Source organism: Sphingomonas sp. SKA58, from assembly GCF_000153545.1.
In the GTDB taxonomy this organism is placed as follows: domain Bacteria; phylum Pseudomonadota; class Alphaproteobacteria; order Sphingomonadales; family Sphingomonadaceae; genus Sphingobium; species Sphingobium soli.
In genome coordinates, this window is sequence record NZ_CH959308.1 from 307,484 (window position 1) to 331,855 (window position 24,372).

Here is a 24,372-nt window from a genome sequence, read left to right on the forward strand (position 1 = left end):
GGGCCCGATGAAGGGTACGCGTCAGACCGCAGCGACGCTGGTCATCTTCGCTCTTGCAGGGTGTATGCCTGCCCATGTGCCTCCGCCCGCTTCGGCAGCGATCACCGAGCCAGTCGCGTGGCGCAATGGCGCGACTGGGAACGCCACCATCGACCCACACTGGTGGGAGGCGTTTCACGATCCCAAGCTGACAGCCTTGATCGATCGCGCTCTCGCCCGCAACACCGATGTCCTGTCGGCCGCGGCGCGGGTGCAGGAGGCTCGGGCATCAATCCAGCTGGCTCGCTCGGCGGTGCTGCCCACACTCGACGCCGTCGCTGGCGGGCAGCGTGAGCGGACGCTCAGCGCCACGGGAGTGACCACGAGCACCGCCTTGCAGCCCGAGGCTCAACTCAATTGGCAGGTCGATCTCTTCGGTCGGCTTTCGAGGCTCACCGACGCCGCGCGGCTTCGCTACGTCGCGAGCCAGGCGGATAGCGACGCGGCTGCCCTGACGGTCTCCGCCGAGGTCGCTCAGGCCTATATCGGCCTGCTCGCACTTGATGCCCAGTTGCTCGTATCGGAACAGACCGTCACGTCGCGCGCCGAAGCCCTGCGGCTCGCCGCCGACCAGGCGCGGGTCGGCTATACCTCACAATTTGAACTCACTCAGGCCGAGTCCGAATACGAGGCGGTCCAGCAGTCGATCCCGCAACTCCGGCTTGCGATCCAAGCGCAGGAAAATGCATTGAGCCGGCTGACGGGGGATTTGCCGGGCGCCATAGTCCGGGGAAGAAGCCTTCGTGATTTCTCACTGCCGGAAGTGCCGGTTACGCTGCCTTCGGATCTGCTGCGTCGTCGCCCCGACATCGCCAGCGCGGAACTCACCGTTGCCGCCGCCGATGCGGCGCTGGCATCCGACCGCGCCGCGTTCCTGCCGCAAGTGGCCCTCTCGGCTACTCTCGGGCAGCTCTTCGTCAACGCATTCGATTATGATCCGATCACGGTTTGGAGCGTTGGCGGCAGCGTGCTCGCACCGATTTTCGCCGGCGGCCGCCTGACCGCGCAAGTCGATGCCACCGCTGCGCAGCGCGACCAGGCCGCGTTCGCTTATCGCAGCACGGTGCTTACCGCGTTCGCGGAAGTCGAAACTGCGATGACCGGAATCACGCGCTATGCCGAGCAGATCGAGCGGATTCGTAATCGCCTGGCCATTCTGCAAAGCTCGGTGACGCTCGCGACCGATCGCTATCAGGGGGGCTACGCGTCCTATCTCGAGCAGCTTGACGCGCAACGAAACCTCTACGCGACCGAACTCGACGCCATCTCCGTGCGCCAGTCGCAGCTTGAAAACGTTGTGATGCTGTACCGGGCGCTCGGAGGCGGGTGGCAGCGGCCTAGTCCGGCCGATGTTGCAACCCGCCGGTGAGGACCTAGAAGGAACATTGCATTGCGGTGATGGTGTTGGAGCCAGCCGTGGACCGCCCTATCATCGTCGGGCTGCTCGAGACGGCCGAATCCACATCTGGTCTGGCCTTGGCGGGATTGAGGTCGTTGTGGTCGCTCGAGAACAGCGACGGCCCGCCGCCTTGACCTGGCTGCAATCGGAATGGCCGCTTATTGCTAAAGCGTTAGCGGTGCAAGCACCCCACATGGGCAGCCATGTTTTGATGGCCTACGACACTGCCATTGTTGGCAGTGGGATTTTGCTGATGCTCAACGAGGTGGCGCAAGCCGATTTGACCGCAGGTATGAACAGTGCGGCACCGTATGCGAATTGTACGCATCCGGTGAGGACCGCGGTTATTGACGGTTTGCTGGGGGATTTGGCATCTTACTTGCCGAGGAAGGCCTCGACGCCTTCTTGAGCGAGCACATCGCGAAATGCAGCATCGGCATCGCGGTCGGTGGCGAATAGATTGTCCCAGACCGTCGAGGTGCCGTGCTGGTTGACGACCTCGAGGGACCAACCGCGCTCGGTGACGGGCCGCACGATGTTGATGGTCAGCCGTACGCCCGCCTGTTCGATGGACCGGCAGAGAGAGGATTCAATCAGTTCGGGTTGCGGGCCAAATTCCATGCCGTGATGCTATTAGATCACGACTCCAGCTTCAACGCTATTGGTTTCCAATTCCATGGGAGTAGATCGCCAAGCCGATTAGCCGGATGACCGGCGATGCGGGCGAGGACGTCAGCGAGCCAAGCCTGGGGATCGACGTCGTTGAGGCGACAGCTCTGAATGAATGAAAACATGATGGCGGCGCGCTGACCGCTGCGATCGGAGCCGCAAAATAGCCATGCTTTCCGCCCGAGTGGCACACAGCGCAGCGCCCGTTCCGCTGCGTTGTTCGTGGGGCATACCCTGCCATCGATGAGGAAGCGGGTGAAGGCGTCCCAGCGCCGGAGCATATAGTTGATGGCCTTGGCGAGATCATGGTTACGCGACAGCTTGGCGAGTTGGGCGTTCAACCAGTCGTGCAGTTCGGCCATCAGCGGCGCGCTCAACTCCTGACGCGCGGCAAGCCGCTCCGCTGGTGTCTTGCCGTTGATACCGCGCTCAACGTCGAACAGGGCGTCCAGCTTCTGCACCGCCTCCAGCGCAATCGGATAGATGGGGCCAGTCCGCTCGCCGCGGCTCTTTTTGCGCGCAGCGCCCTCGACGTGAGCAAGTTCGAAGAACTTCCTGCGCGCGTGACGCTGGCCGAGGTCATGGCGGACAGCGGCCACTACAGCATCGACAGCACCACAGTCCGCGCCCACGTATCGGCAGCGGGCGGAAAAGGGGGACTCATCGACGCGCTCTTGGCCGCTCGCGGGGGCGGGTTCACCAGTAAGCTTCACTGTCTGGCTGATGCCCTCGGACGACCGCTCGCCTTCCATCTAACGGTTGGCGAAGCGGCTGATTGCAAGGCCTATGACGCCCTGATCGGCCTGCCTGAGCGCACGCCGGATGCTTTGCTTGCCGATAAGGGCTACGATGCCGACGCCATCCGCGCCGACCTTGCCCAACGGAAAATCGAGGCCGTCATCCCCGGACGGTCAAACCGACGCGTAAAAATCGAGCATGACCGAGCGCTCTATAGGCAGCGCAACCGCATCGAGCGAATGTCCGGACAGTTCAAGATCAACCGCGCTATCGCCACCGCCAGGTACTGGCTCAAATTTGTCCACGCCGCCTAGTCCAGCAGGTCGTGCAAGACATGGTTGACGGGACGGTCGCCGCGCCGTTCCATCTGCGCCAGCGTTGCCTGGGCCATGGCGCGATAGGCGGGCAGCAAATCGGGACAGGCCCGCGCCAGCGCAGTCAGATGATGATGGATGGTTTGCGCATCGCCACGCAACAAGGGACCCGACAGGGCGTCAAATCCTTTTGACAAGCTGTTATCCAGCGTCGCGCGGACGAGCGGCGCAAGCAATGCGGCGGGATCCTGGACCCCGGCCGCAGCCAACGCGTCGGTCGCGCCAGCCAGCAGGGTCACCATATGATTGGCGGCATGCGACAGCGCGGCATGATAGAGGGGACGGTGATCTTCCTCGACAATCTCGACGACGCCGCCAAGCAATGTCACAAGCGCGCGGCCCTGTGCAATCGCGGCGGGTTTCGATGCCGTGATTGCGAAGCTCGCGCCTTTCATGAGCGTGACTTCCGCCGCGGCATCGCCGGTGAAGGTCATCACCGGGTGGATCGCTGCGGTCAACGCGCCTGCCGCGCGCAGTGGGTCAAGCACCGACACGCCGCTCCCACCGCTTAAATGAATGCAAAAGGGTGCAGGTGAAGGACATGGCGAAGATGACAAAGTCTGCGCGACCGAGGCGATCGCATCGTCCGAGACCGCCAACAGCACCAGATCGCAGCGTTGCATCAGTTCGGCAGCGTTGCTGACCACATGACCGCCGACAATCGCAGCAGCATTGCGCGCCCGCATTTTATCGCGGCCCCAGATGCAAGGCGGATGGGCGCTGTGGACGGCGAGCGCGAGCCCCATGGCGCACGCGACCCTGCCGTTGCCGACGATCCCAATACGCTGATAGATATGACTTGTCATGGCGCTATCATTATCACAGCACCCGCGCGGCGCGATGTCAGATAATTGCCAGCACGCTGGTGAAGATGATGCGCACGAGGTCAGCCTGCCCCCCCGCCCCCGTCTTGGCATAGATTTTCTTTGAATAGTTGCGGGCGGTTTCGGTGGTGAGGCCAAGATCATGCGCAGCCTCCGCAATGCTGCGCCCTTGCGCCATGGCCCAGGCTAGACGGGCCTCGCTTGGCAGGAGACCGAAAAGGTCGATCAACTGCTCGCACCTATCATCACGGGACCAGCGATCGCCGCTCAGATACAGCATCGCCACCGCTCGCGACGCGCCCGAAGGCTGGCGATCGGGTATGGCGGTCACGAACATGTCCATCCAGGGGTCCTGACACAAGCGAAAGGCGCGGGGGCGGATGTGGGGGTTTTGCGCAAAGGCCTTGGCCAACGCGGCCACATCCCTGTCGATCGCGGCCGACGCAAAGGTCAGCCGGTCATAGCGTCCATGACGCAGCAGCGCGGTGCGGCGCAGTATGTCCTGGACATTGGCCGACTGGTCGATGATGCGGCAACGCGCGTCGATAGTGAGCCATCCGAAATTCAGGCGTCCGATCATTTCGGACGAGATGGAGGCCCGCCGTCTTTCCCGCTCCAGCGCCGCCAGATTGTTGAGGGCAATCTTAAGATGTGGTCCCAGGCGGCTGAGCAGGGCTGCGCTTGCCGCGCCCATGTCGCGGGGTCCGGCGATCGTCAGCCAGGCGTGCGCATCATTTGCATCCGTCAGTCGCAGGGTCCGCAAATGGCGAAAGCCAAATCCTTCCAGCGTCGCGAGGGTTGGCACGCCCTGATCGGCGGCGGTCAACTCGTCCCAAGCATAGACGCGCCCTTCCCGCAAAAGCCGGGCGGCATCATCATCCCTGGTAAAATACTCTTGCAGCGCCAGCGGCAGGCTATCCCCGGCATGGAAGTGCACCGCGGGTCCTTCCTTGGGGCGCACAATCAGGCTGGCCGTCGCAGCGCCCGCGGCGCCTTGTAGCAGGCCAAGAAAACGGCTCCATAGCGGCTGATCCGACAGGCCGTCATGCAGTGCGGCCAAAAGGTCCGCTTCACCAGTATTCATCATCCGCATCAACATTTTCTGCCACACTCCCATATGGGAGGTCAAATAGGTGCAGGATGATGCGACAGGGGGCCGTCCTTGCCGTGGAGATACCATGCTTGATAAGAAGACCCTGACTCATCTGGAACGCCTCGAAGCAGAGAGCATCCACATCCTGCGCGAAGTGGTGTCGGAGGCGGAAAAGCCGGTGATGCTCTATTCAGTAGGCAAGGACAGCGCGGTGATGCTGCATCTTGCGCGCAAGGCCTTTTACCCCTCGCCGCCTCCCTTCCCCCTGCTGCATGTCGACACCACGTGGAAATTCCGCGCGATGTACGATCTGCGCGATCGGATGGCGCGTGAAAGCGGGATGGAATTGCTGGTTTACCAGAACCCCGAGGCCAAGGACCGGGGGATCAACCCCTTCGATCATGGACCGCTGCACACCGACATGTGGAAGACGGAAGGGTTGAAGCAGGCGCTCAATCTGTATGGCTTCGACGCGGCCTTTGGCGGCGCACGACGCGACGAGGAAAAGAGCCGCGCCAAGGAACGTATTTTCTCGTTCCGGACGGCCAGCCATGGATGGGACCCCAAGAACCAGCGGCCTGAATTGTGGAACCTCTACAATGCGCGCAAGAACAAGGGCGAGAGCATCCGGGTTTTTCCGATCAGTAACTGGACCGAACTCGACATCTGGCAATATATCCATTTGAACGACGTGCCGATCGTACCGCTCTATTTTGCCGATAAGCGCCCGACGGTAGAACGCGATGGCATGTTGCTGATGGTGGATGATGACCGCTTTCCCCTGCAGCCGGGCGAGGAACCGGTCATGCGCTCCGTCCGGTTCCGCACGCTGGGCTGCTATCCCCTGACCGGCGCGGTGGAGAGCCAGGCCAAGACGCTGCCGGAGGTGATCCAGGAAACGCTGCTCACCACGACATCCGAACGCCAGGGTCGCGCCATCGACAAGGATGCCGGCGGCGCGGGCATGGAGAAAAAGAAGCAGGAAGGATATTTCTGATGCGACCCGTCATCCGCAACGCGGATGACGACACGGCCAATCCGGCGCAGGCCGGTGCCTTACGCCTCAGGCAAACCTTTCCCCCCGAACCCCGAGATGCCAGCGCCTGCCGGCACGACGGAATAGAATGACGGGACAGACGACATGACCGACACCGTTGCAGAACCCATCTACCAGACCGACGCCCTGATCGCGCAGGATATCGACGCCTATCTTGAAACGCACCAGCATAAGACCATGCTGCGCTTCATCACCTGCGGGTCGGTGGATGACGGCAAGTCGACGCTGATCGGGCGGCTGCTCTATGACAGCAAGATGATCTTCGAGGATCAGCTGGAAGCCCTCCAATCGGACAGCAAGAAGGTCGGCACCCAGGGAGCGGAGATCGACTTCGCCCTTCTCGTCGATGGCCTGGCCGCAGAGCGCGAACAAGGCATCACGATCGACGTCGCCTACCGCTTCTTCAACACTGAGAAGCGCAAGTTCATCGTCGCCGATACGCCTGGGCACGAACAATATACCCGCAACATGGTGACGGGCGCGTCGACGGCCGACCTGGCGGTGATCCTGATCGATGCGCGCAAGGGCGTGCTGACCCAGACGCGCCGCCACAGTTATCTGGCGCATTTGATTGGCATTCGGAACATCGTGCTGGCGGTCAACAAGATGGACCTGGTCGGCTATGACCAGGCGACGTTCGACGCCATTGTCGAGGACTATACCGCATTCGCCAAGTCGATCGGCATCGCGGCGTTCACTGCCATGCCGATTTCGGGATTCAAGGGCGATAATATCACGACACTGTCCCCCAACACCCCCTGGTATCAGGGACCAAGCCTGATCGAGCATCTGGAAACGGTGGAGGTCAACAGCGCGACGGACGCGGACAAGCCGTTCCGTATGCCCGTGCAATGGGTCAATCGTCCCAATCTGGATTTTCGCGGCTTTTCCGGCCTGATCGCCACCGGGACGGTGCGGCCCGGTGACAGCGTGCGGGTGCTGCCATCGGGTAAGACCAGCAGCGTTACGCGGATCGTGACGTTGGACGGCGATTTGGACGAAGCGGTGGCCGGACAATCGGTAACGCTGTGCTTTGCCGATGAAATCGACTGTTCGCGGGGCGATGTCATCGCCCTGGCGGACAACCCGCCCCAGGTGGCCGATCAGTTCGAAGCGACCATCGTGTGGATGGCGGACGAGGAAATGCTGCCCGGCCGGGCCTATTGGCTCAAGATCGGCACGCAGACCGTGACGGCGACAATCCAGCAACCCAAATATCAGGTCAACGTCAACACGATGGAGCATCTGGCGGCCAAGACGCTGGATTTGAATGCCATCGGCGTCGCCAATCTGTCGACCGACAAGCAGATCGTTTTCGAACCCTATGCCGACAACCGGACGCTGGGCGGTTTCATCCTGATCGACAAGATCAGCAATGCGACAGTTGCCGCCGGCATGCTGCATTTCAGCCTCCGCCGCGCGCAGAATGTTCATTGGCAGGCCACTGATGTCAGCCGCGACTTCCACGCGCGGCTTAAGAACCAGCGCCCCGCCGTGCTGTGGTTCACCGGCCTGTCGGGCGCGGGCAAATCGACCATCGCCAATCTTGTGGAAAAGAAGCTGGCGCGAATGAACCGCCACACCTTCCTGCTGGATGGCGACAATGTGCGCCATGGCCTGAACAAGGATCTGGGCTTTACCGATGCCGACCGGGTGGAAAATATCCGCCGGGTGGGTGAGGTGGCCAAGCTGATGACGGACGCGGGCCTGATCGTCATCACCGCCTTCATCTCCCCCTTCCGGTCGGAACGCGACATGGTGCGGCAGATGATGCAGCCTGGCGAGTTTTTCGAGGTGCATATCGACACGCCACTCGCCGAGGCGGAGGCCCGCGACGTCAAGGGTCTCTACAAGAAGGCGCGGGCGGGCGAGCTCAAAAATTTCACTGGGATCGACAGCCCCTATGAGCCGCCGCACGACCCGGAAATGCGGATCGACACCACCGCCATGACTGCCGACGAAGCCGCCGATGCGATTGTTGCAAGGCTGATCCCATGAGCCAGGCTCCCGATCCCAGGGCGATGAGCGACGGCGATCTGGCCGCGCATCTGGCGCAGGTGGCCGGGCGCATATTGGTCGAGGTTCGATCGTCGGGTCTGTTCAGCCCCAAGGCGCTGGGCAAGGCGGGCGATCAGACCGCCAACCAGTTCCTGTGTCACGCCTTGCGTGAAGCCCGGCCCGATGACGGCCTGCTGTCCGAAGAGGAAAAGGACAATGAGGCACGGCTGGGCAAGAGCCGCGTCTGGATTGTCGATCCCGTCGATGGCACGCGCGAATATGGCGAGGCGCGGTCGGATTGGGCGGTGCATGTCGGCATGGCCGTTGATGGCGCGCCCGCTCTGGGGGCGGTGGCACTGCCTGGGCTGGATGGCGGCACGGTGCTGCGATCCGACCAGCCCATAGTGGTGCCCCCTGCCCCCGAAAAGCTGCGCATGGTGGTCAGCCGCACTCGCCCGGCCGCCGAAGCGGTCGCGGTCGCGCAAGCGTTGGACGCTGATCTGGTGCCCATGGGGAGCGCGGGCGCCAAGGCCATGGCCGTGATCCTGGGTCAGGCCGATATCTACCTGCATAGCGGTGGCCAATATGAATGGGACAGCATGGCCCCCGCCGCCGTCGCCATCGCCCATGGACTGCACGCCAGCCGGATCGACGGCAGTCCCCTCCTCTACAATCAGCGCAACGTCTATCTGCCCGATCTGCTGATCTGCCGTAAGGAGCATGCGGATAGGGTGCTGAGCCTTGTCGCAACACTACCAAAAGCCTGAGCGGTTCCATCAAGCAAGGCGAGCCGCCGGCTTCAACCGTCGCTGCTGCGTCGCACGACCAGGCGGGTCGGCAGCACCATTGGCGGCGGCGGCCGATCCTCCACCTGCGCCAATATCGTGTCGACCAGCAATGCCCCTGCCCCCTTCATGTCCTGCATGATGGTTGTGAGTGGTGGGTTGGTCAGATTGGCGGCCGGAATGTCATCGAAACCGACGATCGCAACGTCCTGCGGGATGGAAAGGCCGGCCTCCCCAAGGGCGCGCATGGCGCCGATCGCGATCAGATCACTGGCCGCGAAGATGGCGTCGAAGGGCGTGTCGCGCGCGATCAGCGTCCGCGCCGCGGCATAGCCTGCATCCTCCGCCGTGAGCGCATCGACCTGCAACTGCGGATCGAGCATGATGCCGCGCTCTTCCGCTGCGGCACAAAGACCACGATAGCGATCGGCAAATTCGGGATAATGTTCGTCGGCATGACCCAGAAAGGCGATGCGCCGCCGGTCCATTGAAAACAGATGATCGCCCGCCAGACGACCCGCGCCGACATTGTCCGACCCGACCGTCGCGCCGATATTGTCGTCGCTGACCGACCCCCAGCGCACGAAATGCGTACCATGGCCCACCAACTGCTCCAGCCGCTGCGTGTAAAGCTTATAATCGCCATAGCCGAGCAGGATAAGGCCATCGGCGCGGTGACTGTCCTGATAGCGGACGTGCCAGTCATCCTCCATCTTCTGGAAGGAGATCAGCAGGTCAAGCCCGCGCGCGGCGCACTGGCGCGTGATCGAACCCAGCATCGACAGAAAAAAGGGATTGATGTTGGATTCGTCCGGGGTCGGGTCCTCGAAAAACAGCAGCGCGATCGTATTCGACCGCTGCGATCGGAGCGATGACGCGTTCTTGTCGACGGAATAGTTAAGTTCGCGGGCGATCGCCTCGACCCGCTGGCGCGTCGCGAGGCTGACCGAGCGCGAGCCGCGCAGCGCACGGCTGACGGTCGGCTGCGACACGCCCGCCAGATAGGCGATATCGAAGCTTGTCGGCTTGCTGCTTGGCTGACGTCCCACATTCCCCTCCCGCCCCGAAGAAAGGGCTTGTTTCTTGGTAGGACCGTCATGCGGATTAGGCAATTAGGCAGCGTTGCCTGATGGCCACAGTGAGTCACGTCCGGCCGCGGCCGCATAATATGCGTATACGTATGCCATCTGGCGACCCTGGCCAGCCACAGCGTAAGGAAACGGCCAACGCATACAGGTGGCCGCATCGCCACGCTGCATTCGAGAAGGGTTTGCACCGGCCGGGACAAGAGCCGACGGTGACAAGGGGAGAGGATAATGGCTAATCACACAGACCGCGCCCACTGGCTGGGCGCTTCGATGCTGGCGATCATCGTCGCGGCGACGGCCGTTCCGGCCATGGCACAGGACGCGATTCCGCAGGCTGACAGCGCGCCGCAGGATGATCCCGCCAGCACCATCGTCGTCACCGGTTTCCGCGCCGCACTTGAGAACGCCGTCAACGTCAAGAAGAATGCGCAGACGATCGTCGAGTCCGTGTCGGCCGAAGATATTGGCAAACTGCCCGACGCGTCGATCGGCGAATCCATCGCCCGCCTGCCTGGCCTGACGTCGCAGCGCCTGTTCGGCCGCGCCAATTCGATCGCGATCCGCGGCGCCAGCGCCGACCTGTCCTCCACGACGCTGAACGGACGGCCGCAAACCTCGACCGGCGAACAGCGCAATGTCGAGTTCGACCAGTATCCCGCCGAAGTCGTCAGCCGCGTCGACGTCTATAAGACGCCGCAGGCCAATCTGATCCACCAGGGTCTGGTCGGCACCGTCGATATTCGCACCATCCGTCCTCTCGATTATGGCAAGCAGTTGATCGCTGTAGGCGCGCGCGGCGTCTATGCAGACCTGGGCAAGGTCAACGCCGACAGCAACGACATGGGCTATCGCCTGACCGGCACCTATGTCGACCAGTTTGCCGGCGACCGTATCGGTGTCGCCCTCTCGGTCGCCTATAGCGACGAACCCTATCAGTCGAAGGAGTTCGAAGCCTGGGGCTATGCCGACACGCCCGATGGCCAGAAGATCATTGGCGGCATCAAGCCGTTCGGTGTGTCAACGCAGCTCAAGCGCTTGGGCATTCAGGGCAGCCTGCAGATGCAGGCGACCGATACACTGATGCTGACCTTCGATGGCTTCTACGGCGATTTCAAGGACAAGCAGATCAAGCGTGGCGTTGAATTCCCGCTCTACTGGTCGAGCGCATCGCTGGTCCCCGGCAGTGCCATGAGCGACGGCAATTTCATCAACAAGGGCACTTTTACCAATGTCGAGGCCGTGGTGAACAACCATGGCTATGAACGCACATCGCAGATATTCTCCGGCGGGTTCAACGCGAAATATACCGGTGACGATGGCTGGTCGGCCAGCTTCGATTTTGGTTATTCGCGCACCGACCGCAGCGAATTGTCACTGGAGACCAACGCGGGCACGGGCTATGGTCCCGGCGTCGGCGCGACAGACACGCTGGATTTCGTCAGCACGAAAAAAGGCACGCGTTTCACCGGCAGCCAGCTGGACTATAGCGACCCCAATCTGATGGTGCTGACTGATCCGCTTGGCTGGGGCGCGGGCGCGCCGCTAGGGCATCAGGAAGGCTATTATAACGACCGGATCATCGACGATGAGCTGAAAAGCTACCAGGTCGAGTTCGGCAAGGAAATTGAAAGCAGCTTCCTGTCGAAGATCACGGCGGGGCTGGGCTATACCGATCGCACCAAGTCCAAGACGCCGGAGGAATCTTTCCTAAACCTGGCCAATGGCGCGACGTCGCTCGTGCTGCCCGAACAATATCGCATGGACGGCACGGACCTAAGCTTCATCGGCGTGGGGCCGATCCTGTCCTATGATCCCTTCAAGCTGCTGGAGGATGGTGTCTATGTGCTGACGGCTAACCCCAGCAAGGATGTGCCGGCCAAGGCCTATTCGGTAACGGAACGGGTCATGTCCGCCTATTTGATGGCGGACATCAAGGCGGACCTGGGGTCGGCCGAACTGACCGGCAATGTCGGTGTTCTCGCGCAGAACACCGAGCAGAAGTCGCGCGGATTCCAGAATCTGGCGGCGGCCGACCTGGTGCCGACGACGCGGGGCGCGACCTATTGGGACGTGCTGCCCAGTGCCAACCTGTCGCTGCGCTTCCCCAGCGACTTCGTCATCCGCCTGTCGGGTGCGCGCGAAATCCAGCGTCCCCGCTTCGAGGACATGAAGGTCAGCCTGGATTATGGATATAATATCAACAGCGGCGTCATAACGGGCACCGGCGGATCGCCCACGCTGCGCCCCTATCGCGCTTGGGCGGCGGACATGAATTTCGAAAAATATTTCGGCAGCAAGGGCTATGTGGGCCTTCAGCTATTCTACAAGAAGCTGCAAAGCTACGTCTACCGGGAGACGGTGCCGTTCGACTATACCGGCCTGCCGGTCATCCTGCCGCCCGGCGTCACCGACCTGCAAGGCACCATCACGCGCCCGGTCAATGGTTCAGGTGGCAAGCTCTATGGCTTTGAAGTTGCGGGCACGGTGCCGTTCGAAGTGATCACGCCGGCGCTGGAAGGCTTCGGTCTGACCGGAGGCGCAGGCTATACCAAGACCAGCATCCGCCCGGGGGTCGGGGCGTCAGCCGAAGACCTGCCCGATTATTCGCGCTGGGTCGCCAACGGAACGCTCTTCTTTGAAAAATGGGGCTTTTCGGCGCGTGGATCGGTGCGCTATCGGTCGTCCTTCGTGGGCCAGTTTGTTGGTTTCGGCGGTGAGCGGGAATTGCGCCGGGCGCTTAGTGAAACCATCGTCGATGCCCAGATCGGCTATGAATTCCAGAAGGGCAGCGCACTGGAAGGCCTGTCCTTCTTCCTCCAGGGCCAGAATCTGACCGATGAACCGTTCGTGTCGGTCGACACCGGGGCGTCGATCCAGATCCGCAATTATCAAAGCTACGGCGCGCGTTACATGGCGGGCTTCAACTACCGCTTCTGATGTGTAGACTTGGCCTGGCGGTGTTCGCGCCGCCGGGCCGTTTGGCGCTTTTTGCAGCAGGGAGATTTCCCGATGGGACGAACGGCCACGGCGATTTGCGTGACAGCCGCCACCATGATCGCGGCCCTTGCCGGCGGGGCGGCCATCGCGGACCCCCTCACCAAATTAAGGGCGCGCACGCCAGACCGGGAAATCGTCTATTTCGTCCTGCCCGACCGGTTCGCCAATGGGGATCCGCGCAATGACAAAGGGGGCCTGCGTGGCGGCCCGCTCCAGACCGGCTATGATCCGACATCACGCGCTTTCTATCATGGCGGGGATCTCAAGGGCCTGACCGCCCAGCTGGACTATATCCAGAGGCTGGGCGCGACCGCCATCTGGCTGGCGCCGATTTTCAAGAACAAGCCGGTACAGGGCGGCCCCGGACAGGAAAGCGCCGGCTATCACGGCTATTGGGTGACGGACTTCACGCGCGTGGACCCGCATTTTGGGACCGACGCCGATTTCAAGGCCTTGGTCGAGGCGGCGCATGCACGCGGCATGAAGGTCTATATGGACATCATCGCCAATCATACAGCCGATGTGATCCAATATAAGGAAAGCCGCGACGCCGCGCCCGTTTATCGCAACAAGGCGGACTATCCCTTTTCACGCAAAGGCGGCGTGACAGGAGCGGCGATCAACGTAGGATTTGCCGGGGATCAGGATGCAAATGCCGGCAATTGGGCAAAGCTGAACGACCCATCCTTTGCCTATACGCCGGTCATCGCCAAGAGCGAGGAAACGGTCAAGCTTCCCGCCTGGCTCAACGACCCGATATATTATCATAACCGGGGCGATACCGACTGGCGCGGTGAGAGCGCGCAATATGGCGATTTTGTCGGCCTCGATGACCTTGCCACTGAAAATCCGCGCGTCGTCGCGGGCTTCATCGACATTTACAAGGGCTGGATCGACCGCTTCGGGATCGATGGCTATCGGATCGACACGGCCAAGCATGTGAACCCGGAATTCTGGCGCGCCTTCATCCCGGCCATCCGTGCCCATGCGGCCGCCAGGGGCATTCCCAATTTCCATATCTTCGGCGAAGTCGCTACCGGCGATTATGACCCGGCCTTGCTGGCGAGCTGGACGCGCAATGCCGCTTTCCCTGCTGTCCTGGATTTCGCGTTCATGCGGGCAGCGGTCGATGCGGCCAGCGGTAAAAGCGGAACCGATTTGCTGGCGCGGCTGACCGATGACGATGCTCTGTACGAAGGCGGCAAGGCGGCAGCGCTGCAATTGCCGACATTCCTAGGCAACCACGATGCGGGCCGCTTCGCCTATTTCCTGCGCGAAGCGAAACCTGCCATGTCGCCCCAGGAGGAGTTGGCCCGCATGATGCTGGGCCATGCGATGCTGCTGACGCTGCGCGGCGTGCCGACCATCTATTATGGCGACGAGCAGGGCTTTGCCGGCACCGGCAATGACCAGCAGGCGCGGCAGGATATGTTTCCGTCACAGGTTGCCGAATATAATCGGGACCGGCTGGTCGGGACGAGCGCGACCACAGCCGCCGACAATTTTGCAACCGACCATCCGCTTTATATGGAAATTGCGCGGCTGGCCCGCCTACGCGTCGCTACCGCAGCCCTATCGCGGGGTGCTACTCTGGTACGGGCCAGTTCGGACCAGCCAGGCTTGTTCGCAGTGTCCCGGTTCGACCCTGACACTGGCCGTGAAATTCTTGTTGCCTTCAACACCAGCGATGCCCCTGTCACGACGCAAGTCGCCATCGATCCCGCAAGCCGGACTTTTTCAAGCCTTTCAGGTGATTGCCCGGCCACAGTCACCGCGCCGGGAAGCCTGACCCTACGCCTGCCCGCCTTCGGCTATGCCGTTTGCGCCGCCCAACCTTGACCCTTTGGAATATGCCATGACCCCTGACCCGCGTTCGACCGACCTGCCCTGGTGGAAGGGCGCCGTTATCTACCAGATTTATCCGCGCAGTTTTCAGGACAGCAATGGCGACGGCATTGGTGATCTGGCCGGCATCACCCAGCGGCTGGACCATGTTGCCCGCCTGGGCGCGGACGCCATCTGGATTTCGCCCTTCTTCACCTCCCCCATGCGCGACTTTGGCTATGACATTGCCGATTATTGCGGGGTCGATCCTATCTTCGGCACCCTGGCCGATTTCGATGCGCTGGTGGCGCGGGCGCATGAGCTGGGCCTCAAGGTCACGATCGATCAGGTTTACGCGCACACTTCCGATCTGCACGACTGGTTCGTGAACAGTCGCGCTGGCCAGTCCGGTGACAAGGCCGACTGGTATGTCTGGGCCGACCCCAAGGCCGATGGCACGCCGCCCAATAACTGGCAGTCGGTCTTTGGCGGTCCCGCATGGACATGGGACGCGCGGCGCGGGCAATATTATATGCACCAGTTCCTCGCCAGCCAGCCCCAGCTCAACGTGCACCACCGGGCCGTGCAGGATGCGCTGCTGGACGCCATGCGCTTCTGGCTCGACCGGGGCGTCGACGGCTTCCGCCTCGATGCGCTCAACCATTCGATGCACGACCCGCAGTTGCGCGACAATCCCCCAGCGCCGGACGATGGCAAGCCGCGCACCCGGCCGTTTGATTTCCAGATCCGGCGCTATAACCAGTCGCATCCCGACGTCGTAGGCTTTGTCGAGCGCATCCGTGCCCTGTGCGATGACTATGGGGCGGTCTTCACCATGGCGGAGGTCGGCGGCGATCTCGCGGAAAAGGAGATGAAGGCCTATACCGCAGGCGACAATCGCCTGAACAGCGCCTATGGGTTTAATTTCCTTTATGCTGACCGGCTGACGCCTGCCCTTGTCAAGGACACGATCGAACGCTGGCCCGATGCGGCCGGCATGGGCTGGCCGAGTTGGGCGTTCGAAAATCATGATGCGCCCCGCGCCCTGTCGCGCTGGTGCGCGCCGGAGGATCGCACCGCCTTCGCCCGGGTGAAGATGGCGCTGCTGATCGCGCTGCGTGGCAATCCGATCCTCTATCAGGGCGAGGAATTGGGCCTCACCCAGGTCGATATTCCGTTCGAGCGGCTGCAAGATCCTGAAGCGATCGCCAACTGGCCGCTGACCCTGTCCCGCGATGGCGCGCGCACACCGCTGCCGTGGACCGCAGAGGCCGCGCAGGCTGGCTTTTCAAGCGCCGAGCCCTGGCTTCCCCATGGCGACGATCATCTGGCGCTGGCCGTGGATGCGCAGGATGCCGATCCTGCGTCGCTGATGAACCTCACCCGCCACTTACTGGCGCTGCGCAAGGCCAATCCGGCGCTGCATCATGGCGCGCTGGACATCCTCATCGCCGATGAGCGCACCCTGGCGTTTCGCCGAACGGCAGATGGGCAATCTATGCTGTGTTTGTTCAACCTGTCGAACCAGCCAGTGCAGTGGCCGGATGAGATCGCTGCTTCCAATCATGTGCTGTGCACCATCAACGACGCCGCGCCCGGCGCCCTGCCCGCCTATGGCGCCTTGCTGATCGAGGAATGAAAGGACCCCCATGCTGAACGTGACTTTGCGCGCCTGCGCGCTTGCCCTGCCCATGATGGTCGCATTTCCGGTAGCGGCCCAGGACAGCCGACCCGCGGTGACGGCAACCTCGCCCGATGGCAGCATTGCGCTGACAGTGTCCACCGACAGTGACAGCAGGCCCGTCTGGTCGCTGTCGCGCAAGGGCAGGCTGCTGATCGCGCCCTCCAAGCTAGGTTTCATCCTGACCGACGACCTCAACATGGTGCGCGGCTTTGCCATTGCAGGGTCTGAAAAAGGCAGCGGCAAGGATCGCTGGGAACAGCCCTGGGGCGAGCGGCGCTTCGTCACCGACAATCACAACGACCTGCTGGTCCGCTTCAAGCAGTCCGACGTGCAGGGCGCACGGCTGATGAATGTGCGGTTTCGCCTGTTCGATGACGGCGTGGGCTTTCGCTATGAATTGCCCGAGCAGCCCGGCCTCAAGACGATGCGCATCGCCGACGAGACGACGGAGTTCGACATCGCGCCGGAAGGCACGGCCTGGTGGATACCCGGCGGCGAATGGAACCGCTACGAACAGGTGTACCAGAAGACCCCGATTGATGCGGTTTCCACGGCGCATACGCCAATCACCATGCGGTTGGCCGACGGCACGCATCTGAGTTTTCATGAGGCTGCTCTGGTCGATTATGCGGGCTATTGGCTGAAACGCGCGGACGGCCGAAAATTCCGCACCACGCTCGCGCCGTCTTCCCAGGCGGCGCGCGTGACGCGCAACCTGCCCTTCAACACGCCTTGGCGCACCATCCGCATTGCCGACGATGCAGCGGGGCTGGTCGAGAATGACCTGGAACTCAACCTCAACGAACCCAACAAGCTGGGCGATGTCAGCTGGTTCACCCCGGCCAAATATATCGGCATCTGGTGGGGAATGATCCGGGGAGACTGGTCATGGGCGGAAGGTCCCAAGCACGGGGCGACCACTGAGAGGACGAAGCAGTATATAGACTTCGCCGCAAAGAACGGGTTCCGCGGCGTGCTGGTCGAAGGGTGGGACAAGGGCTGGAATGGCGACTGGTTCGGCCATGGTGATGACTTCAGCTACACGCAGGCGACGCCCGATTTCGACCTCCCCGCCCTCGCCGCCTATGCCAGGCAGAAAGGCGTCCGGTTGATCGGGCATCATGAAACCGGGGGCAATATCGCCAATTACGAGGCGCAGTTGGACAATGCGATGGCGCTTTATGGACGGTTGGGCGTCGATGTCGTCAAGACCGGCTATGTCGCGGACGCAGGCGGCATCATTGCGCCGGGCAATGCTCCGGGCGAAACACGCATGGAATGGCATGACGGCCAGCGCATGGCGCAGCATCACCTGAAAGTCGTCGAAGCCGCCGCGCGCAATCATGTCGCGGTGAATGCGCATGAACCCATCAAGGATACGGGCCTGCGCCGCACCTATCCCAATTGGGTCGGACGCGAAGGCGCGCGGGGGATGGAATATAATGCCTGGGGCGCCTTCGCCAACGGGCCGGACCATGAACCCACCCTGGTCTATACCCGGATGCTATCGGGACCGATGGACTTCACGCCGGGCGTGCTGAGCCTGGAGGGTGCGCAAAAAGCGCCGCTTGCCTCTACCCTCGCCAAGCAATTGGGGCTCTATCTCGCACTCTATTCGCCAATCCAGATGGCGGCCGACTTCATCGAGACATTGGCGAAATATCCCAAAGAGTTGGCTTTCATCCGCCAGGTGCCGGCGGACTGGTCGGAAAGCCATCTGGTCGCAGGCGAAGTCGGCGATTATGCGATCTTCGCGCGCAAGGACCGCAACAGTGACGACTGGTATGTCGGCGGCGTCAACGACGCGACCGCGCGAACCGTGCCCCTGAGCTTCGATCATCTGGAGCCGGGCAGAGCCTATACCGCCACCATCTACAAGGATGGAGACGGCGCAACCTATCTGACGGAGGCGCGCCATCGCATCGCCTATGAAACGAGAACGATCCGCAAGGGCGACCGCTATGACCTGTGGCTGGCTCCCGGCGGCGGCGCGGCAATCCGCCTGACCCCACAACGATAAACGGCTTCCGGCCTTGAAGGTCGGTTCCCCCGCCGCCGGGCTGGACTGCACGCTGGCCCGGCGGCACCCTCTCTCGCAAAGTGGCAGGGCAAGCGTAAGAAAATGACGCCTGCGCGCGCGAAAAGGAATAATTTGTTTCAATATCCGGGCCTAGCCGGTAGAGGAGCCGCCTCTCCCCTTTGAAGGACCCTGAGTCATGCCTGCCTATCGTTCCCGCACCACCACCCATGGCCGCAATATGGCGGGCGCGCGTGGCCTTTGGCGCGCGACGGGCATGAAGGATGGGGATTTCGGCAAGCCCATCATCGCGATCGCCAACAGTTTTACCCAATTCGTGCCAGGCCATGTGCACCTGAAGGACCTGGGTCAGCTGGTCGCGCGCGAAATCGAGGCCGCCGGTGGCGTGGCCAAGGAATTCAACACAATCGCGGTGGATGACGGCATCGCCATGGGTCATGGCGGCATGCTCTATTCGCTGCCCAGCCGTGATCTGATCGCCGACAGCGTCGAATATATGGTCAACGCCCATTGTGCGGACGCGATCGTGTGCATTTCCAATTGCGACAAGATCACGCCGGGCATGCTGATGGCCGCGATGCGGCTCAATATACCCGTCGTGTTCGTATCGGGTGGGCCGATGGAAGCCGGTAAGACGGTCATGCGCGGCAAGAAGGTCGCGCTGGATCTGGTCGACGCCATGGTCGTCGCCGCCGATGAAAGCTACACTGACGAAGAAGTGCAGACCATCGAGCGCTCCGCCTGTCCCACATGCGGCAGCTGTTCGGGCATGTTCACCGCCAATTCGATGAACTGCCTGACCGAGGCGCTGGGCCTTTCACTGCCCGGCAACGGATCGACGCTCGCCACGCATGCCGACCGGGAGCGGCTGTTTCGCGAGGCAGGGCATCTGATCGTCGACATCACCAAACGCTATTATGAGCAGGACGACGAAAGCGTCCTGCCCCGCAGCATCGCCAGCTTCGCCGCTTTTGAAAATGCCATGAGCCTGGACATCGCCATGGGAGGATCGTCGAACACGGTGCTGCATCTGCTTGCGGCCGCCTACGAAGGCGGCGTGGATTTCACCATGGCGGATATCGACCGATTGTCGCGCCGCGTGCCGTGCCTGTGCAAGGTCGCGCCCGCCAAGAATGACGTCCATATGGAAGATGTCCATCGCGCCGGCGGGATCATGGCGATCCTGGGCGAACTGGAACGTGCCGGCCTGATCGACGCATCGCTTCCCACGGTCCATAGCCGCACGATGGCCGATGCGCTCGCCCGATGGGACGTCGGCCGCACCAACAGCGAAGAGGTGCGCAACTTCTATCGCGCCGCGCCCGGCGGCGTGCCCACGCAAGTGGCCTTCAGCCAATCGGAACGCTGGGAAGAGCTGGACACCGACCGTGAACAGGGGGTGATCCGATCCGCCGAGCACGCCTTTTCGAAGGATGGCGGCCTTGCCGTGCTGTTCGGCAACCTCGCGCCCGAAGGCTGTATCGTCAAAACGGCGGGCGTGGACGAAAGCATCCTGGTCTTTCACGGCACCGCGCGGGTCTATGAAAGCCAGGACGCGGCGGTCGCCGGCATCCTGGGCAATGAAGTCAAGGAAGGCGATGTGGTCGTCATTCGCTATGAAGGGCCAAAGGGCGGGCCGGGCATGCAGGAAATGCTCTATCCCACCAGCTATCTGAAGTCGAAAGGCCTGGGCAAGGCCTGCGCGCTCATCACCGACGGGCGTTTTTCAGGTGGCACATCGGGCCTGTCGATCGGCCATGTCTCACCGGAGGCGGCCGAAGGGGGCCTCATCGCGCTGGTGCAGACGGGCGATCCTGTCATCATCGACATCCCCGCACGCGTCATCAAGGTCGATCTGGACGACGCCGTCCTGGCAGAGCGCCGCGCCGAGATGGAAGCGCGCGGCGCGAAGGCTTGGAAGCCGTTCGGCCGCAAGCGCGACGTGTCACCAGCGCTGCGCGCCTATGCCGCGATGACCACCAATGCGGCAAAGGGTGCTGTACGGGACGTCAGCCAGATCGAGCACTGAACCAATGTCTCTGCGCGGCGTCCATCATATCGCGATCATCGGGTCGGACTATGCGCGCTCCCGCGCCTTCTACCACGAGGTGCTGGGCTTGCCGATCCTGCGCGAAGTCTATCGGGAGGCGCGCGACAGCTGGAAATGTGATCTCGACGCGGGCAACGTGCAGATCGAGTTGTTTTCCTTCCCCTCGCCGCCTGAAAGGCCGACGCGGCCCGAAGCGTGCGGATTGCGCCATCTGTCCTTTTCCGTCGATGATCTGAACGCCGAGATTGCTCGGCTGCTCGAACGAGGCGTTGCGTGCGAACCGGTTCGTGTGGACGAATATACCGGGCAGCGTTTCACCTTCTTCCGCGATCCGGACGGATTGCCGTTGGAGCTTTACGAGAATTGAGCGCCGGTTGGCGACTAGCTACCGTCAGGCGATTGTCACGATCCGCGCGCTGCCCGAACGTCCCAGCGGACGAACGACGACCTTGTCGTCCATTCGGTCGAAACCGATATCGACCGCGCCCGCGCCGATTTGCAAATCGCTTACTGTCAGATTTTGCAGGAAAGCAGGCATGATCGGTTCGCGTAGGCAAATTTCCTCCTTCTGGACGTCGAACCCCAGGCCGAGGCAGGACTGAACCAGCGACAGCGGCGTTGCCGCCGACCAGGCTTGCGGGCTGCATGCGACCGGATAAAAGGTCGGCCCTTGCGAACGACGACGGGGGAAACCGCAAAAGAGTTCCGGCAGCCGCATGAGATCGACATAGGTCGCCGCGCTGAACAACCCTTCGAAAATGCGCGCCGCCTCGCGGCGAAAACCGTAACGCGAAAATCCGGCCGCGATCAGCGCATTGTCATGTGGCCAGATCGACCCGTTATGATAGCTCATGGGATTATATCGTGCCTCGGTGGACGCGATCGTTCGAACGCCCCAGCCGGAGAAGGACGCCGGCGCCATCAGGGTCGAAACGACGCTTGCCGCGCGCGCATCAAGCGCCAGGCCGGTATAGAGAACATGGCCTGCATTGGACGCACGGACGCGACAGGGCCGCTTGTCCCCGTCCAGCGCTAGCACATAGCTGTTGAGCTTCGCGTCGAAAAAGGCGGCGTCGAACCGATGGCGAAGATCCTCTGCGCGGGCGCGATAGCCCGTGGCGCGGACCATGTCGCCGGTCGCTTCGAACAGATCGGCTGCTGCCCGCCAAGCACCATAGACATAGGCCTGAACTTCAGCGAGCGCGATTGGCCCGCGCGCGATCTCACCATCGGCATGGAAGACAGAATCGTGGCTGTCCTTCCAGCCTTGATTTTGCAGACCCTGATCTGTCAGCCGGCCATATTCGACGAAGCCGTCCCCGTCCCTGTCGCCATGGTCATCGATCCACGCCAACGCCGCTTCGATCTGCGGCAGAATACCCCGCAGAAAGCCGATGTCGCCCGTACGGTCCAGATAGGCACCGGCCAGCATGACGAAGAGCGGGGTTGAATCGATGCTGCCATAATAATGGCGGAACGGCACTTCGCCCAGTTCAGCCATTTCACCGCGACGCACTTCGTGCAGGATCTTGCCTGGCTCGGCATCGGCCGCCGGGTCGAAACTGGTGGCCTGATGCGCGGCAAGATACCCCAGCACGCCACGCGACAGCGTTGGGTCGAGCCACAGCATTTGCAGCGCTGTGATGATCGCGTCGCGGCCGAACACCGTGCTGAACCAGGGGATACCGGCATAGGGATAGGGACCATAGTCCGTGTCCGTCGATAGCATGGCGATGTCGGAAACAGAGCGGCCCGCGACTTCGTTGAACAAGGCGTTGGACGAGCGCAGGGTTCCGCCCCGCTTTCGTGCCTGTTTGGCGCCCTGCATCGCTTCCCGCAAGGTTGCGAGATATTCGAACGGGAGGCTTTGGGCCGGTTCAGCCGCGTTGCTGCATATGCGCATGAACAGGGTGCACCGCTTGCCCGCCGGAACGGTCATATCAAAATGGGCGCTGCCTTCGGTCAGTTTATCCGGGACCGGGTCGAACTGGATATGCGTGAAGCGCTCCACGTCATCCAGCCCCACATAGGATAGTCGCACCTGCGCTTGCGAAATTTCCGGTGCGCGCACTGTCCCCTTATGCTTGCGGGTCATACCGCGAATTTCGAAAAGGTCGGCAAAATCCGCCGCAAATCCGACGTCGATCTGAATGGCGCGGTCCTTTGCGTCGAAATTGCGCACTGTTACCCGCTCATAAACGGCGCCTCGCCACAAGAAGCGGGTGCGCCGCAAATGGATCAGGTCATGCTCAACCGCGAGACGACCGTCTTCATCGAAAAAATCCGGATTGGTCAGGTCGCACGTCAGCATGGTATTGTCATCGCGCACAGCGGAGCTGAGCAAGATCGGACGAAGACCGTTGATGGTCAGATACAGGTGCGACAGGTGCCGGGTATCACGATAATAAAGGCCTTCGGGACTGCCGGGCCCGGCGATCGCGTCGCCGCTATGGTCAAAGACAGCGAAACTTTCACCATGTTTGAGCGTGCGGGGACGTCGTTCGGCCAGCGATGCGGTGGCCGGGATAAAGAATTGCGTTTGGCCCTGTGAGAGCATCTGCCCCGGATCGAGTTCTGCCATAGGGGAATTGGGCTGGACTGGCGTCATGCGGGATCCCTCAAGCTATCGTCAGGTCCGGCCCTTCGCCCGCCATGGCGGCAAGACCTGGCGATGCCCGGCCGGTAATGACATCCTCGTAAAGACTGACATAGTCTTGCGCCATCCGGGCCGCCGTGAAGCGTGCGTCGAACACGGCGCGTACGCCCGCGCGGTCGAGTGAACGCACTGCGTGTACGGCGGCGATGGCGTCCGCTTCGCTGTCGACGATGAAGCCGGATACGCCATGATCGATCACTTCGGGAACCGATCCGCAGCGGAAGGCGATAACCGGCGTGGCGCAGGCCATGGCTTCGATCATGACCAGGCCAAATGGCTCAGGCCAATCGATCGGGAACAGAAGTGCGGTGGCATTACCCAGAAATTCAGCCTTCTGCTGCTCGTTGATTTCCCCGATATAATCGACATTGTCGTGCGCCCGAACCAGCGGCTCAATCTCCTGTTCCCAATAAGCGCGATCGACCGCGTCGATCTTTGCCGCCATCTTGAGCGGCATTCCGGCCTCCACCGCGATCCGGATCGCGCGGTCGGGGCGCTTTTCCGGCGATATTCTACCAATGAAGGCGAGATAGCCATCCTTCGTTGATGTCCTTGGCGGCAATAGGTCGGCAGGTAGGCCATGATAGATGGTGCCGCCCCAGTTCACCGGCGGCATCGGCAATCGTTGGTGATCCGAAATCGAGACAAGGCAGCTGTCCGGAAAGGCGCGGTACAGGGGTACAAGGTCGGGAAGGTCAAGCCGACCGTGCAGCGTCGTCACAGCACGGTCCAGCATATCCCGCACCATGGGCATATGCAGCACGTCAATATGGAAATGCAGGATATCGAATTCGTCGGCCCGGCGGCGCACCTCATCTAGCAAAATCATGTGATGCGGTATTGTATCCCGGACATGCGGGTTAAGACGCAGGGCCATTTTCGTGACGGGGACGAGCTTGGCCGAAGTGATGGAATCCCCGCTGGCGAAGAGCGTGACGTCATGCCCCTGCTGCACGAGCTCTTCGGTAAGGTAGGATACGATACGCTCCGTCCCGCCATAAAGTTTGGGAGGGACGCTTTCGGCCAAAGGCGCGATTTGGGCAATCTTCATGCGATGAT

18 protein-coding genes and 1 pseudogene are annotated in these 24,372 nt (G+C 62.1%); 12 read left to right on the forward strand and 7 right to left on the reverse strand.

The genetic code is table 11. From position 1 onward, the window contains the following. Positions 1-7 precede the first annotated feature (7 nt). Entirely contained in the window at positions 8-1,408 is a 1,401-nt protein-coding gene (locus SKA58_RS16625; RefSeq protein ID WP_009823644.1) for an efflux transporter outer membrane subunit, read from the forward strand. A 160-nt stretch (positions 1,409-1,568) separates the two neighbouring features. Beyond that, positions 1,569-1,847, forward strand: coding sequence for a hypothetical protein (locus tag SKA58_RS19950; RefSeq protein WP_156784258.1), 279 nt, complete (start codon positions 1,569-1,571; stop codon positions 1,845-1,847). Here the strand turns inward: SKA58_RS19950 and SKA58_RS16630 are convergent. Both SKA58_RS16630 and tnpC read right to left on the reverse strand, forming a co-directional pair. Then, on the reverse strand, positions 1,814-2,059 hold the full coding sequence (locus SKA58_RS16630) for a hypothetical protein (protein ID WP_009823646.1): 246 nt from the start codon (positions 2,057-2,059) through the stop codon (positions 1,814-1,816). The genes SKA58_RS19950 and SKA58_RS16630 overlap by 34 nt on opposite strands. A gap of 17 nt (positions 2,060-2,076) precedes the next feature. Continuing rightward, positions 2,077-2,673: pseudogene (gene tnpC / locus SKA58_RS16635) on the reverse strand (IS66 family transposase); the annotation flags it as partial. A gap of 3 nt (positions 2,674-2,676) precedes the next feature. On the opposite strand from tnpC, the gene SKA58_RS19590 reads away from it, so the two are divergent. Next, positions 2,677-3,159, forward strand: a complete 483-nt coding sequence (locus SKA58_RS19590) for an IS5 family transposase (protein ID WP_232209500.1) — start codon at positions 2,677-2,679, stop codon at positions 3,157-3,159. On the opposite strand, the gene SKA58_RS16645 is transcribed toward SKA58_RS19590, so the two are convergent. Both SKA58_RS16645 and SKA58_RS16650 read right to left on the reverse strand, forming a co-directional pair. Beyond that, positions 3,156-4,025: a Rossmann-like and DUF2520 domain-containing protein gene (locus SKA58_RS16645; RefSeq protein ID WP_009823649.1), complete on the reverse strand. Its 870-nt coding sequence runs from the start codon at positions 4,023-4,025 to the stop codon at positions 3,156-3,158. The genes SKA58_RS19590 and SKA58_RS16645 overlap by 4 nt on opposite strands. 37 nt (positions 4,026-4,062) lie before the next feature. Next, complete coding sequence (locus tag SKA58_RS16650; protein WP_009823650.1) at positions 4,063-5,142, reverse strand: helix-turn-helix transcriptional regulator; 1,080 nt, start codon at positions 5,140-5,142, stop codon at positions 4,063-4,065. A gap of 79 nt (positions 5,143-5,221) precedes the next feature. Between SKA58_RS16650 and cysD the strand changes: the two genes are divergently transcribed. From cysD to SKA58_RS16665, 3 genes are all read left to right on the forward strand, one after another. Then, the gene (gene cysD, locus SKA58_RS16655; RefSeq protein ID WP_009823651.1) at positions 5,222-6,133 is read left to right on the forward strand and encodes a sulfate adenylyltransferase subunit CysD; all 912 of its coding nucleotides are present in this window, start codon (positions 5,222-5,224) and stop codon (positions 6,131-6,133) included. Positions 6,134-6,277: 144 nt separating this feature from the next. Next, positions 6,278-8,191 (forward strand): sulfate adenylyltransferase subunit CysN, encoded by a 1,914-nt coding sequence (gene cysN / locus SKA58_RS16660; protein WP_009823652.1) that lies wholly within the window; start codon positions 6,278-6,280, stop codon positions 8,189-8,191. Positions 8,192-8,214: 23 nt separating this feature from the next. Continuing rightward, entirely contained in the window at positions 8,215-8,958 is a 744-nt protein-coding gene (locus tag SKA58_RS16665; protein WP_009823653.1) for a 3'(2'),5'-bisphosphate nucleotidase CysQ, read from the forward strand. A gap of 32 nt (positions 8,959-8,990) precedes the next feature. Here SKA58_RS16665 and SKA58_RS16670 read toward each other — a convergent pair whose 3' ends face one another. Further along, the gene (locus tag SKA58_RS16670; protein WP_009823654.1) at positions 8,991-10,025 is read right to left on the reverse strand and encodes a LacI family DNA-binding transcriptional regulator; all 1,035 of its coding nucleotides are present in this window, start codon (positions 10,023-10,025) and stop codon (positions 8,991-8,993) included. A 267-nt stretch (positions 10,026-10,292) separates the two neighbouring features. Here SKA58_RS16670 and SKA58_RS16675 point away from each other — a divergent pair, with 267 nt between their 5' ends. The 6 genes from SKA58_RS16675 (at position 10,293) to gloA2 (ending at position 21,024) form a co-directional block, all read left to right on the forward strand. Further along, on the forward strand, positions 10,293-13,001 hold the full coding sequence (locus SKA58_RS16675; RefSeq protein ID WP_009823655.1) for a TonB-dependent receptor: 2,709 nt from the start codon (positions 10,293-10,295) through the stop codon (positions 12,999-13,001). A 72-nt stretch (positions 13,002-13,073) separates the two neighbouring features. Further along, positions 13,074-14,900 (forward strand): alpha-amylase family glycosyl hydrolase, encoded by a 1,827-nt coding sequence (locus SKA58_RS16680; RefSeq protein WP_009823656.1) that lies wholly within the window; start codon positions 13,074-13,076, stop codon positions 14,898-14,900. Between the two features lie 16 nt (positions 14,901-14,916). Beyond that, on the forward strand, positions 14,917-16,524 hold the full coding sequence (locus SKA58_RS16685) for an alpha-glucosidase (RefSeq protein ID WP_037544009.1): 1,608 nt from the start codon (positions 14,917-14,919) through the stop codon (positions 16,522-16,524). A gap of 10 nt (positions 16,525-16,534) precedes the next feature. Beyond that, a complete protein-coding gene (locus tag SKA58_RS16690; RefSeq protein WP_009823658.1) occupies positions 16,535-18,589 on the forward strand; it encodes a glycoside hydrolase family 97 protein in 2,055 nt (684 codons plus the stop codon). A 196-nt stretch (positions 18,590-18,785) separates the two neighbouring features. Then, the gene (gene ilvD, locus SKA58_RS16695; RefSeq protein ID WP_009823659.1) at positions 18,786-20,636 is read left to right on the forward strand and encodes a dihydroxy-acid dehydratase; all 1,851 of its coding nucleotides are present in this window, start codon (positions 18,786-18,788) and stop codon (positions 20,634-20,636) included. Between the two features lie 10 nt (positions 20,637-20,646). Further along, the gene (gene gloA2, locus SKA58_RS16700) at positions 20,647-21,024 is read left to right on the forward strand and encodes an SMU1112c/YaeR family gloxylase I-like metalloprotein (RefSeq protein WP_156784271.1); all 378 of its coding nucleotides are present in this window, start codon (positions 20,647-20,649) and stop codon (positions 21,022-21,024) included. A gap of 24 nt (positions 21,025-21,048) precedes the next feature. Here gloA2 and SKA58_RS16705 read toward each other — a convergent pair whose 3' ends face one another. After that, positions 21,049-23,265: an amylo-alpha-1,6-glucosidase gene (locus SKA58_RS16705; protein ID WP_037543837.1), complete on the reverse strand. Its 2,217-nt coding sequence runs from the start codon at positions 23,263-23,265 to the stop codon at positions 21,049-21,051. Between the two features lie 10 nt (positions 23,266-23,275). Next, a complete protein-coding gene (locus tag SKA58_RS16710) occupies positions 23,276-24,364 on the reverse strand; it encodes a glycosyltransferase family 4 protein (RefSeq protein ID WP_009823662.1) in 1,089 nt (362 codons plus the stop codon). Positions 24,365-24,372: the final 8 nt, after the last annotated feature.